Source organism: Oleiphilus sp. HI0066 (assembly GCF_001635725.1).
Map to the genome: position 1 here is coordinate 1 of NZ_LWFH01001886.1, position 564 is coordinate 564.

The 564-nt window shown below is 48.6% G+C and carries 1 protein-coding gene; it reads right to left on the minus strand.

The features are described from left to right. Positions 1–564, minus strand: a 564-nt coding sequence (locus tag A3738_RS28975) for a ribonuclease E/G (RefSeq protein WP_156504592.1), incomplete at both ends; no start/stop codon positions are given.

Sequence of the window (564 nt, forward strand, 5' to 3'; positions counted from 1 at the left end):
GTAGATTAAGAAAGGAGCGGGGCGGCTCTCAGACGCAGTCTTAATGGAATCCCAAAATTGAACAAGGTAGTCAAGGTCCCATTGTAGTTCTTCAGTACTTCGACCAACGCCTGCAGTGCGAACAATAACGCCCATGCTGTTAGGCATGTTTAAGCCAGACATTGCTTCTTTTAGCTGTGCGCGATCTGGCCCTTCAATTCGGCGAGAAATGCCGCCGGCTCTTGCGTTGTTTGGCATGAGTACCAAGTAACGACCAGCTAGGCTGATAAACGTAGTGAGTGCAGCACCCTTGTTACCGCGTTCTTCCTTTTCAACCTGTACGATTACTTCTTGGCCTTCGCTGATCGCATCTTTGATGTTAACGCGGCCTTTGCCAGCGCTTGGCTTGAAGTATTCTTTTGAAATTTCTTTAAGAGGAAGGAAGCCGTGTCGCTCGGCACCGAAATCGACGAAAGCAGCTTCTAGGCTAGGTTCAACACGGGTTACTTTGCCTTTATAAATGTTTGCTTTCTTTTGCTCGCGAGAGCCGGCTTCAATGTCTAGGTCGTAGAGTTTTTGCCCGTC